The 13031-nt window shown below is 29.1% G+C and carries 14 protein-coding genes; 1 reads left to right on the top strand and 13 read right to left on the bottom strand.

Features of this window, described 5'->3' with window-relative positions:
• Window positions 1-117: 117 nt before the first annotated feature.
• The 13 genes from secF to KEC93_RS08180 all read right to left on the bottom strand — a co-directional run bounded on the left by secF (window position 118) and on the right by KEC93_RS08180 (window position 11988).
• Window positions 118-993, bottom strand: a complete 876-nt coding sequence (gene secF / locus KEC93_RS08240; RefSeq protein ID WP_039770614.1) for a protein translocase subunit SecF — start codon at window positions 991-993, stop codon at window positions 118-120.
• Window positions 986-2251 carry a protein translocase subunit SecD gene (gene secD / locus KEC93_RS08235; RefSeq protein WP_039770616.1) on the bottom strand — a complete coding sequence of 422 codons (1266 nt, stop codon included), beginning with the start codon at window positions 2249-2251 and terminating at the stop codon, window positions 986-988. Before secD ends, secF begins: the two co-directional genes overlap by 8 nt.
• A gap of 372 nt (window positions 2252-2623) precedes the next feature.
• Complete coding sequence (locus KEC93_RS08230) at window positions 2624-2992, bottom strand: TIGR04086 family membrane protein (protein ID WP_011968863.1); 369 nt, start codon at window positions 2990-2992, stop codon at window positions 2624-2626.
• Window positions 2993-3043: 51 nt separating this feature from the next.
• Entirely contained in the window at window positions 3044-3322 is a 279-nt protein-coding gene (yajC, locus tag KEC93_RS08225) for a preprotein translocase subunit YajC (RefSeq protein WP_017208831.1), read from the bottom strand.
• Between the two features lie 162 nt (window positions 3323-3484).
• On the bottom strand, window positions 3485-4621 hold the full coding sequence (gene tgt, locus KEC93_RS08220; RefSeq protein WP_077868743.1) for a tRNA guanosine(34) transglycosylase Tgt: 1137 nt from the start codon (window positions 4619-4621) through the stop codon (window positions 3485-3487).
• A 193-nt stretch (window positions 4622-4814) separates the two neighbouring features.
• Entirely contained in the window at window positions 4815-5840 is a 1026-nt protein-coding gene (gene queA, locus KEC93_RS08215; RefSeq protein ID WP_077841714.1) for a tRNA preQ1(34) S-adenosylmethionine ribosyltransferase-isomerase QueA, read from the bottom strand.
• 132 nt (window positions 5841-5972) lie between these two features.
• Window positions 5973-7016 carry a Holliday junction branch migration DNA helicase RuvB gene (gene ruvB, locus KEC93_RS08210; RefSeq protein WP_077841715.1) on the bottom strand — a complete coding sequence of 348 codons (1044 nt, stop codon included), beginning with the start codon at window positions 7014-7016 and terminating at the stop codon, window positions 5973-5975.
• Window positions 7017-7081: 65 nt separating this feature from the next.
• Window positions 7082-7678 (bottom strand): Holliday junction branch migration protein RuvA, encoded by a 597-nt coding sequence (ruvA, locus tag KEC93_RS08205; protein WP_077868742.1) that lies wholly within the window; start codon window positions 7676-7678, stop codon window positions 7082-7084.
• Window positions 7679-7883: 205 nt separating this feature from the next.
• The gene (locus KEC93_RS08200) at window positions 7884-8453 is read right to left on the bottom strand and encodes a hypothetical protein (RefSeq protein WP_077868741.1); all 570 of its coding nucleotides are present in this window, start codon (window positions 8451-8453) and stop codon (window positions 7884-7886) included.
• 118 nt (window positions 8454-8571) lie between these two features.
• Window positions 8572-9306 (bottom strand): hypothetical protein, encoded by a 735-nt coding sequence (locus KEC93_RS08195; protein WP_023976288.1) that lies wholly within the window; start codon window positions 9304-9306, stop codon window positions 8572-8574.
• Between the two features lie 16 nt (window positions 9307-9322).
• Entirely contained in the window at window positions 9323-10192 is an 870-nt protein-coding gene (locus KEC93_RS08190) for a radical SAM/SPASM domain-containing protein (RefSeq protein WP_077868740.1), read from the bottom strand.
• Between the two features lie 620 nt (window positions 10193-10812).
• On the bottom strand, window positions 10813-11244 hold the full coding sequence (locus KEC93_RS08185; RefSeq protein WP_373866461.1) for a L,D-transpeptidase: 432 nt from the start codon (window positions 11242-11244) through the stop codon (window positions 10813-10815).
• Between the two features lie 129 nt (window positions 11245-11373).
• Window positions 11374-11988 carry a DUF488 domain-containing protein gene (locus KEC93_RS08180; protein ID WP_023976291.1) on the bottom strand — a complete coding sequence of 205 codons (615 nt, stop codon included), beginning with the start codon at window positions 11986-11988 and terminating at the stop codon, window positions 11374-11376.
• A 308-nt stretch (window positions 11989-12296) separates the two neighbouring features.
• Here KEC93_RS08180 and KEC93_RS08175 point away from each other — a divergent pair, with 308 nt between their 5' ends.
• Window positions 12297-12656: a DUF5658 family protein gene (locus KEC93_RS08175; protein WP_039772866.1), complete on the top strand. Its 360-nt coding sequence runs from the start codon at window positions 12297-12299 to the stop codon at window positions 12654-12656.
• The last annotated feature ends 375 nt before the right edge of the window (window positions 12657-13031 follow it).

The following is a 13031-nucleotide window of genomic DNA, read 5'->3' as shown; positions in this document are numbered from 1 at the left end:
TTCCTCCATAAAATTAGAAAACACCTTTATTATAAATGATTATAATAAATTTTACAATTATTTTGTTAACAAATGAAAAAACCCCCATTGTGCTGGAGGTTTCTTCATTTCCAGTAATTAAGCTTTTTGTAATTTTTTCTTTTGGCTTCTAACTCTATCTTTTAAGTATACCCAAATTGGTGATGCTATACATATTGATGAATACGCTCCACTTATGATACCTACAATTAAAGGTATCGTAAATGCTTGAACAGATGGCACTAAAAAATTCATTGCTATTATAGTAACAACTGTTGCTGAAGAAGTATATAATGATCTTGCTATAGTTTCAGTCAAACTTACATCTGCCACTTCAATTGATTTCGCTCTTCTCATCATCTTTGTGTTTTCTCTAATTCTATCAAAAATAACTATCGTATCACACATAGAATATCCCACTATAGTCAGTATCGCTGCTATAAAAGGTGTATTTACTGGAATATAAAATATTGAGTAAACAGAAATAGTTACTAATATATCATGAATTGTGGCCGCTATAGCCGCTACTCCAAATTTGAATTCAAATCTAATAGCTATATATACTAACATTACTGCAAAAGCCGCGAGTAATGCATATATAGAATTTTGAGTCAACTCTCTACCTACTGATGATCCTATTTCATTCTGTGAAACTAGCACTTTATCATCCAGTTTATATTTAGATTCTAAATCAGATACAATTAATCCTAACTTATCACTATCCAGATCTGCTGATTTTATTTCATATTGATTATTATTAATTGTATTCGTCGAAGCATCTGGTGCATAACTTCGAATGATTGTGTCAACATCATCTTTATTTATACTTTCGTCTAGTTGAAGTACTATTTCAGAACCACCTTTAAAATCTATACCAAAGTTTAGTCCTCTAACACATAAGAATCCCATTCCGATTACAATAATGATTAGGGATATTGAAAACCATAATTTTGTCTTTTCCATTATTTTAAGCATGTTTTTCATCCCCCTTTTTCAAAGTAACACCAAAGTGTGATGGTTTATTTATAATTCCACTTTCAACAGCTAAATTAACAAGTACTTTTGTTACTACCAAACCTGTAAATAAACTTATAATTATACCTATCATAAGTGTAATTGCAAAACCTTTTACTGCTCCAGATCCTATAAAATATAGAATTAGTGATGCAAGTAAAGTTGTCATGTTAGAATCTACTATTGAAGATAATGCATGCTCTGATCCTTTTTTCACTGCCGCCTTAACAGTGTACCCTTTCTTTAACTCCTCTTTAGTTCTTTCAAACGTTAGTATATTAGCATCAACAGCCACACCAATAGTAAGCAAGAATGCCGCTATACCTGGAAGAGTCAATGTAACACCTACTTCTATAAAAGCAAAAAGTGTAAGTGTTATATACAAAGTTAAAGCAATATTAGCCATTAATCCTTGAATTCTATAATGGAATAGCATGAATAAAAATACTAATCCAACTCCTATAATTCCCGCCTTAACAGAGTTTGGAAATGCTGTAGCTCCTAGTTCCGCTCCAACATTACTAACTGAAACTTCTTTAACTGGAAGTGGAAGTGCACCTGCATTAATCATTCCAGCTAATTCCTTATTCTTTTGTAATGTATCATGTGTTTCAATACTTGCTTTTCCACCTGAAATTTGCGAATTTACTCGCGCACTAGATATTTCTTCGTCATCAAGGTAAATTGAAATATTTTGCCCAATATATTTTCCTGTTGCATCTGCAAACTTTTGTGCACCTTCATCATTTAATTCTAAACCAACTTCATATCCACCATTTTGTTGATTCATTTGTGCAGTTGCTTTTTTTACATCTGAACCTGTTAAAATTTCAGTTCCATCTGGCCCTTTAAAACTCAAATTACCAGACTTAACCAAACTATCTACTATTTCCTTAGAATTAGTTAATCCCGGTACATCTACTCTTATTCTCTTTGGACCTTCTGTTGCTACAATTGTTTCTGCAACACCAAGTTTATTTACTCTTAAAGATAAATGTTCCTTAGCACTTTGTAATTCTTCTGCAGTTACATCATCTTTTTGAATTTCCATAAGAACAGAAACTCCGCCTTGTAAATCTAGTCCTCTAGTTATTACTTTATCAAATGATTTAAATTCCCATCCTCCTAGAACAAATCCTTTAAATCCTGCAAAAGCTAACAGTCCAATTACAGCAATAATTAATATCAACAATGCTGAACTTTTGCTTTTTCTTTTCATCTTAATCCCCCTCTGCATATTATGTCTTTCATTAGGTTAGTATTTACTATATATTCCTTACTGAAAATTTTGGATTACAATTTCATTAACAGTTTCCTTTATTATGTAAAATACTTTAATATTTAAAATTAAGAAATTAAAGTCTTTAAGTTAAATTTTAAAGAACTTATTACTTCTTAATTTTAAATATTATTACATTCTTATGTTGCACATTGTTCATTATAGCACACTATAATTTCTTAATAAAGTTTTTTATTAATGTATGATATAACAATAAAATACTGTTTAACCTTCATTTAAATAAAAATGATTTCACATATGTATAACTTCTTTTAATCTTTGTAACGTTAGTCATTAAAAAGCTGAAGTATCTTATAAATTTATCCCTAGCATCCCAGCAAGAGTACCTACAACTAGTGCTATAATCAATTTAATGAAGTCAAAAAGCTTAAATGCTAATTCTCCATTAAAGCTACTAGATAGTATAAACAATACTAAATAATATGATAGTGCTACTCCAAAGCCTACAAGCCATCCCTTTGATTCATTTTTCTTTGCTCCTATCATTGCTCCTAAACTTAAACTGCATAAAGATATTATTACATATATCATGTTAAAAATACCTTTACTAAATACTAGTTTAGTCATCAATAAAGATAGAATTGTAACTCCTATGAAGCTTAAAATCAAAGTTCCAATAGTACCTTTTACTACTGATCTAAAATATTTACTATTTTCCATCAAAAACACCCCCCAACACTTCATTTTATGAAATATTAAAGGGCATTATGATTAATCCATCTTTATTTTATGAGATATTCCACTCTTCTCTAATTTAATCCTAGTTTTTGCAGGACCACTTTCAATTGTAACTGATTTTTCATCTATATGTGTAATCTTACCTATGATTCCACCTCTTGTCACAATTTCATCATTTACTTTTAATTCATCAATCATACCTTGATATTTCTTTTTTCTCTTCTTTTCAGGTAATATAAGAAGGAAAAAAAATATCACAAATACAAGTAAATAAGGCACTACGCTCGTAAGTAACGCTAACATATTATCCATACTCTTCCTCCAATGTGTTTATTATATTTTTTTCTATTCATGATATGTAGTTTACATTTTATTTACTTTAATGTCAATATAAACCTACCTTTGTTACTCATCTTCATTTAGAAATTGTGTAAAGATCTACATCCTACCAAATTCATAAATAATCATTTTCAATTATCTGCCTTCCCATTGTGATAATTTTTCTTCCTTAAATTGCTTGAAATAACCGCCTTCAATTGCGTCTCTTATATCTTTCATTAGCTTATTATAAAAATATAAATTATGTAAAACACATAATCTCATCGCAAGCATTTCCTTTGCTTTAAATAAATGTCTTATATATGCTCTTGTATAATTCTTGCACGTTGGACATTCGCAACCTTCATCAATAGGTCTATCATCAAGTTCATATTTAGCATTCATAAGATTAAGCTTGCCTTCACTACAAAATACATTTCCGTGTCTCCCATTTCTGGCTGGAAGTACGCAATCAAAGAAATCCACACCTCTGTCGACTGCTTCCAATATATTGCTAGGTGTACCTACTCCCATTAAATATATAGGTTTATCTTCTGGCAAATGTGGCACAACTGCATCTATCACTCTATACATTTCTTCATGAGTTTCTCCAACAGCAAGCCCACCTATGGCATATCCATCTAGATCCATCTTAGTTATTTCTTCAGCGTGCTTTATTCTTATATCTTCATAAACTCCACCCTGATTTATTCCGAACAACATTTGTTCCTTATTTATTGTATCTGGCATAGAATTTAATCTATCCATTTCAATTTTACATCTTTCAAGCCATCTTGTAGTTCTTTCTACTGATCTTTCCACGTATTCTCTAGGTGCTGGATTTTCAATACATTCATCAAAAGCCATTGCTATTGTAGATGCCAAATTACTTTGAATTTGCATTGATTCTTCTGGTCCCATAAATATTTTCTTTCCATCTATATGTGAATTAAAATACACGCCTTCCTCTTTTATTTTCCTCATCTTAGCTAACGAAAATACTTGAAATCCACCTGAATCTGTGAGAATTGGCCTATCCCAATTCATAAATTTATGTAATCCTCCAAGTTTTTTAACTACTTTATCACTTGGTCTTAAGTGAAGATGATATGTATTAGAAAGTTCAACCTGGCATCCTATCTCCTTTAAATCCATGCTAGAAACTGCACCTTTTATAGCTGCTAATGTTCCAACATTCATGAATACTGGAGTTTGTATAGTTCCATGAGGAGTTTCAAACTGCCCTCTCCTTGCTTTTCCATCCTTTTTTAATAAAGTATACCTTTTACTCACAAGCGTTCACCTCTTAATTATATTTTTACGAAACTCAGCTACCTTTGTTTACTGAGCAACTCTGAGATTCTTTAAAGAAACTAACTTCCATTTAGTTGTTAGCTGAATTATAAAATCAATATCTATTTTCTAATTCATCCCATTTTATATTGAAACACTTGACTATGTCACCTCATCAATGTAATCAAAACTTTTATTTAATAAACATAGCATCTCCAAATGAGAAAAATCTATATTTTTCATTTACTGCTTCTTCATATGCATTCATAACATTTTCTCTTCCTGCTAGAGTTGAAACAAGCATTATCAACGTAGATTCTGGTAAATGGAAGTTTGTAATTAACTTATCCACTACTTTAAATTTATATCCAGGATAAATAAATATATTAGTCCATCCACTTTGTTCCTTAACAAATCCATTTTCATCGCCAATAGTTTCTAATGTCCTTGTTGAAGTTGTTCCAACAGATATAACCGCATTTCCTCTTTTTTTAGTTTCGTTTATTATATCTGCACTTTCTTTTGAAAGCATATAAAACTCTGAATGCATTTCATGCTCCTCTAGAGATTCAACTTTTACAGGTCTAAAAGTTCCAAGTCCAACATGTAATGTTAAATATACTATGTTAATTCCTTTATTCTTTATTTCCTGCAATAACTCTTTTGTAAAATGTAATCCCGCAGTAGGTGCTGCAGCAGAACCATTTTCTTTAGAATACACTGTTTGATACCTTTCCCTATCTTCTAATCTCTCATGAATATATGGTGGCAAAGGCATCTCCCCAAGCGAATCTAGAACTTCCTCGAATATTCCATCATAGAAAAATTCAACTATTCTATTTCCATTTTCCTTCACTTCAACTACTTCTGCTTTTAACTTACCTTCTCCAAATGTAAATTTTCTACCAACCTTTGCGGATTTACCTGGCTTTGCTAGACACTCCCATTTATCCTTTTCAATTCTTTTAAGTAGAAGGAACTCAATTTTTCCGCCCGTACCTTCCTTTTCTCCAATCAATCTTGCTGGCATTACTCTCGTATTATTTAATACTAAAGTATCTCCTTCATTTAAGTATTCTATAATATCATGAAATCTCTTATGCTTAATTTCACCAGTTTTCTTATCTAAAACCATAAGTCTTGATGAATCTCTTTGTTCCAACGGATGTTGAGCTATCAACTCTTCTGGTAAGTAAAAATCAAAATCTTTTACGTTCATTTATTTATCTTCTCCTAACTAACAGCTTATTCTTATTATTGACACTTCTAACGAAGTTAAACTTTTGAGAAACTATATCAGTTGTTCAGAACTCAATTTTAAAGTGCTTATTAATAAATCACTACTTAATCTCTATTTATCAAAAAAGCTACCTTGTACTTTCCCATTATTACTTTTGTTTTTTGAAGTATTTACTCTTCCAAGATGTTCATAGGCCTTATCACTAGCTATTCTTCCTCTTGGTGTTCTTATTATAAAGCCTTTTTGAAGCAAGTATGGTTCATATACGTCTTCTATAGTTCCCAATTCCTCACCTATAAAATAGGAAAGTGTTTCAATCCCAACAGGTCCCCCGTTAAAATTATCAATAATAGCTTCAAGTATTTTATTATCAACTTTATCAAATCCCTGATTATCAACTTCCAATAATTCTAAAGCCTCTCTAGCCTCTTTTAATGATACTAGCTTATTAGATTTTACTTCTGAATAATCCCTAACTCTTTTTAATAGCCTATTGGCAATTCTAGGTGTTCCTCTAGATCTCTTAGCAATCTCCAAAGCACCTTCTTCAGTAATTGTACAGCCAAAAACTAAAGCGCTTCTACTTACTATCTCTTTAAGTTCTTCATCTGTATAATATTCCATGGCACAAAGTACACCAAATCTATCTCTAAGTGGAGATGTAAGCATTCCAATCCTTGTTGTTGCTCCAATTAGTGTAAATTTGGGAAGATCAATTCTTATAGATTTCGCTGTAGCACCTTTTCCTATAACTATATCTAAAGCATAATCCTCCATAGCAGGATATAATATTTCCTCAACATTTCTATTTAACCTATGTATTTCATCTATAAATAAAACATCATAATCTTTTAGTGTTGTTAGTATCGCTGCTAAATCTCCTGCTCTTTCTATTGCTGGTCCAGAAGTAATTTTTAAATCCCCACCCATTTCTTTTGCTATAATATTAGCTAAAGTAGTTTTTCCAAGTCCAGGTGGTCCATATAAAAGTGTATGATCTAATGCTTCTTTTCTATTTTTTGCAGCTTTAATAAAAATATCTAATCGCTCTTTAACTTTATCTTGTCCTATATATTCATTTATTTTTTGAGGTCTTAAACTAAGTTCAGAATTAAAGTCTTCTTGCATCTCAGATGGATTAACTATTCTTTCCAAAAAACCTCCCCCTTTTCTTATGAGTCATATATGTATAATTTTTTGCTACTTATGTCTTAGAAGTTTTATCCCATCAATGCCTTTAATGCATTTTTAATGATATTTTCTACACTGTCATTCTTATCTATCTTTTTAAGTACTGATTCTGCTTCCTTCTCGCTATACCCTAGCGCAATTAACGCGCTTAAAGCTTCTGATAATGCCATAACATTCTCATTATCCTTAGTATCATTTTCCACACTACTATCCAATAATTCATCTGGCTTTAGTTTATCTTTGATTTCTAAAATAATTCTAGCTGCTGTTTTTTTCCCTATTCCCACACCTCTACAGATGTGTTTCTCATCGCCAATCATTATTGCATATTTTAAATTATTAACTCTGCTTATAGATAATAAAGATAATGCTGCTTTTGGTCCAACTCCACTTACTGTTAAAAGAAGCTTAAACATCTCTAGCTCTTCCTTTGAATCAAACCCATATAATCCAATAAAATCTTCCCTTACTATTTGCTCAAGGTAAAGCATAATCTCCTCTCCATTCTTTGGCATAGAGGACATTGTAGCACCTGATGTAAATATCTTGTAGCCTATACCGCTATTCTCTACTATTACATAATCTTTATTTATTCCAATATATTTACCTTTTATATATTCGTACATCTATTTTACACCAACTTTTCTATATCTATAACTGTATTTAAAATTTAGCTAAAAAACTAATTTCTACATTATTAAAACCTAACTTATACTTTATCATTTTCAGGCAAATCTTTCAACAATGTATTTTTTAATTAATAAAAGGCATGTAAGTATCAAATTACTAACATGCCTTTTATCAATTAAAATTTACCTATCAGAATTTCCATTATGATAAAAATTCTGACAAGCTTTCTTCTGCATCGTCTTTTGAATTATATTCAAGCTCAAAATTCTTAATTTTGTCTTTATCTATCTCGCTTAATTTATCTACTTTTTTGCTATTAGTATACACATCTTCGCTGTTTTCAATTGATAAAGTTCCATTATCATCAGTTTTATATATAGCTAAAAAGCCATCTTTTTCTCCAATATAATATTTATTAGGTTTTACAGCTTTAGAAGCATCTCTTTTATAAGTCATTTCTCCATTAGATTCTACTTCTAAAACATATCCCTTATCTTTTAATGCCTTTGATAATTCCGTTTCTGTTAAATTCTTATCTATATTTAATTCTTTCTTTAACTCTGATAATGTTAATTCTTTTTCTTTCTTTTCACCTGCATATAAATAAATTCTTATATTATCATTTAATTTATTATTTATTTCACTTGATGATACAGGATTATTTTTAGCATTTTTGTTACTTATATACTTTTCTGAAAAATAATATGTTATAGAAAATATAAGTGCTAATGCTAATGTCATACCTATAAATAATTTCTTTTTATTTACCATAATAATCACTCCTTATCAAGGAGTATAGCCATTATTTCTATATTTATACAAAAATTTTCTTTCAATGTTCAAATTAAGTATCTGTATAAAGTATTTACCATTTAAGAGTGATTGCCCATCAACTTTTTCTAAAAGCATGTTTTATGGCACTTATTAATATAATCCATGTTATTTTGAAACAATTCCTATAATGTATAATAGCATTTATTATCAACACGAATACTATTAATTCAATATAGTATAATAGTACTGTTAATATTGGCTTTGCATTCATCCACTTCATATCTAAAAACCTTGAAGTTAAAAATGATAATCCGAATATAACTGCACTAAGAATTATAAGTCCTTTTATCATTCCCTTAAAATCTTCATGACTTGGTGCTATTCCACTTATTAACACTAGAAATAAAAATATAGTTATTATACCTTCTTTACTCACTATTATTCTTGGATCTAGTATTCTAGATATATCAGCAACTTTATCTTTCAATACAAATTTACTCTCTATAAATATGAATAATGGTATATTTATTATGACAGGTGCTATAGCTATAAGAAATTCCTTAATGCTAATTAAAAATGGCATACTGCTTCCAACTCTTGATCTTATAAATCCCGGCCTGTTTCCTTTTGGCAAAAGTTGTACTTGTTCTATTTTAGCAAGACACAAAATTGCAACCAATAAATGTGCAAGTTCATGAGCCGGTGTACTTAAAGCATATATAAATTTAGCCACTCCTGCATTTATACTACTCAGTGCTCCTTGAAAAACCGATTGTATAAATCTCAATACATAGTAATACGAAAAATATATCAATAAAAAAATACCCACTGACTTAATTGCTGTCTCCATTTTAACAACGCCCCCACTATCTTACTCTATTTATAAAACCACATTTTTTGCATAATTCTTCTACTGCCTTTCTTCCAGAAAAACCATTATATATGTCTATAGCTCTTTTTGAACTTAGAATTTCTTCTAATGTATTGTCAAAGATATTACCAAGTGCTATGCTACCATCACTATCTAAACAACAAGGCACTACTGTTCCATCTACTAATATTCCCACTTGATCTCTAAGCCCATAGCAGAAGACTCTTTCTCCTAACTTCTCAACTTGCAATGATGGCCACTTAAATTTCTCTCCCATACTAAGATATACATTATTTTTTAGTTTAAAACTATTTTTTTCCTTTAAACTTTCTCTCAAACTGGATTTTATTTCGAAACTTTGTTCAAGAAATTCAAAAATATCAATATTCATGCTATTACTAGCAGTATACTTTGTATCTAAATTCCACAACCTTAAAGAAGTTATTATATTAGTTTTTTCACTAGCTTCTTTAACAAATTCAATTATATTATCTATATATTTACTAAACTCAACATGTCCCTCATTCGCTTCAAAGCTATGAAGCGAAATATTAACTTGCCTTAAAGCATTTGAACTAAGTAACACATCCTTAACTTCACTTATTAAAGTTCCATTAGTAGTTATATTAACCTTTAATGAATTTTCATTGCTTATATCCAAAAAACTCTTTATATTTTCATTTAAAAATGGTTCTCCCATTAGATGAAAATATACATAATCAGTATGTAATTTCACGCTATTTACGATATGTTGAAAACTTTTCTTATCCATAAACTTAAGTTCCCTATTTGTTTTAGGGCAAAAATCGCAACTTAAATTACACACATTTGTTATCTCTATATAAATCTTTTTAAATTTCTTCATTAAATTATTACTCCAATCAATACATTTAGATAAAAATAAAATATATTTTATATCTCAAACTAGTATATATTTTAATCCCCGCCTTTGCAAGAAAATCACTGCTTTCTTAAAATTATTTTACAATAAAAATTCCACCTAAATCTAATATAAAATTTAGATGGATATACGAATCAGCTTATATTAAACATTTTAATTATAATAATCAATTATTACCTTTACAAAAGATAAAGAGCAAGTGAATCTTACTAACTCCACTTGCTCTTTCTTAGTTACTGATTTTAACGTTGTCCGCCAACTGGGTACGACCGTCTGTCGTACATTGCTACCGGGATTTTTCCGTTGCCCGTCACCAACTGTATATCTCTTGAGATACACTCTTCTGCCGGATTGAAGTGTCAGTACACTAAGATAAATTAAACCTTTATCTTGATTTAATTATATCTCATTTCATCATTAATTGCAATAGTTTTTTGAATTTTCTGAATAATTGTAATTTTTATAATAAAATCCATATACTAGATTTAATGTGAATATGTTTTCTTTTATATTTAATTACAAGTGCAATTTTATATAATTATTCTCTTAACTTTTATTTATCTATCCAAATATATAAATATAGGTTAATTTATAACTACTTTAGTCCCCTTAGGTATATTGTCATAAATCCATTTAGCATTTTCTTTGGCTAACCTTATACACCCATCTGATAGCTTCATACCTAACCTTCCATCTCTAACCGATCCATCCAAATTATAAATTATTGAATGAAATAAATAATTACCTTTAAACTGTGTATAATACCAACACTTGTATCCTTTATTTACGCCAAAATAGAGTCCCTTTATTCCAACCTTATAAGTTCCTTTAGGTGTTGGCGTTGAGGCTTTTCCCAAGGTGCACAAATAACTATTAATTAGGTTCCACTTATTTGTGCTTCCTTTAAAAATATTCACTTTAAAGCTTCCAGTATCTACCCAAATCAAGTAGTTGGTTTCACTAGAATAATTCTTAGAATTTACATAATCTGCATAGCTAATACGGTCACTCGACATATCTGCTCTAATGCCATTTTTTTTAATCCCAATACCTCTTAATACTTTAGATAAAATTTTTTTCATAATTAAAATCCTAATTTAGTAATACATATTAATATATGTCTTATATATTAATTTTGATTTCTATTATTCTAAATGCTCCACTCTATATCCAATTTCTTTATTTGCCAGTCGATAACCTTCCTTAATCATTTCAACCTCGCTAATTTCGTTACCAAGTAAGCTGTCTATAGTAATCTGATTCCTGTTACTAAAGTATTTACTTAAAAGTTTCTCTTCTATTTTTTCTTGAGATGCCAAAGTATAGTCATCTAAAATATGCTTAACATTAAATCCATTTTCCCTTAATGATCTTCCAACTAATATACTCCTATGACACCTTATAGGATCCTGCATAGCTCCAAGAAGTACAATATTATAACCTTTCTGACATCCTGTTTTTAGCCTCTCAATTCCTCTTAAAAAATCTTCTTCCATAATTACCTTTTCAAAATCAGAATATCCTTCCTTATTATAAGAGTTTTTATCTTGTCTTTGAGCCGCAAGTTCTTTAGCCATATATATGTATATAAATCCTTCTTTTTTTAAAGTTTCAGCTATTGTTTCCTTATTATATTGAACATTATATTTCGAATACGGAGTTCCTCTTATATCTACAACAGTATCAATATCATAAGTCTTTAGCATATCTATTAATTTCTCTATAGAATAGTTAGAATGTCCTATTGTGTATATGTACATTTACTTGAACTCCTCTCTTTATTATATTATTTTTTCTTTGCCTTCAATTATACCTTGCTCTTTCCTTAAAATTCTCTTAATACAAACTTTACTTCTATCTTATTCACAGCTTTTTTAATTTCTTTGATATTTTAAATCCTATCTATAAAAATATAGTAACATAAAAACCACTTAGAAAATAAGAACATATCTATAATAATGTAGTTCAAAATACACGTTCCAATAAAAAATATATATATCTACCTATAATTAATAAAGCTTATACAATATCTTCATTATGGTAATAATCACTAAATGGAGGTGTTTTAATGATTACTTTTATAAAAAACTACTCTCTTAAAAATATAAAAATAAAATTTTTAGCTCTATATATCCTGAATGTTACAGACATAGTATTTACTATTTTACTCTTAGATACTGGTTTTTACGTAGAAGCAAATATTTTCATGTTAGAAGTAGTAAAAAGTCCAACTATAAGTTTTTTATTAAAAATATTAGCTCCTGCAGTTCTTTTTGTATTCATATATTTTAGAATGAAAGATGCAACTAATAAACAACTAAAGTACTGTAATTACTTTATTAATGGAAGTATCATATTCTATGGTTTAATAAACACATTTCATATTATCTGGTTTGCATTATTGCCTATATTTATTTTCATATTTTAATTTGCTAACTCTTTTGAAAATCAATATCTAATTCTCTAAATATATATTTATTATATTAATTAATATGTTCAGTTTTCTATCTTAAGCCCTTTATCTTGGTGCTTTTCTCTTAGTGTTAAAATCTAGCTTTTCGTAAATACACCATAGTAAGTTTATTAAAAATATAATTAACAACTAGAAATATTTTCAATTAATTGAACAACAAGAAAGGAATATATTCTTTATTTTTAAAAATGAATTTCTTTTAGAGACAAAATTCATTTTTTATGTTATAATTCAAAATGTTGCTAAGTAATCCTAATAATTTGCAACAAGAAATGATAATAACGTCATATTTAATATTATTTTTATTCAAATTTTAAACTAAGGAAGGAT

Origin of the sequence: Clostridium beijerinckii (genome assembly GCF_018223745.1) — a bacterium.
Lineage (GTDB): Bacteria > Bacillota > Clostridia > Clostridiales > Clostridiaceae > Clostridium > Clostridium beijerinckii.
Note: the sequence above shows the minus strand (reverse complement) of the source record. Positions and strands in the feature narration are given on the sequence as shown.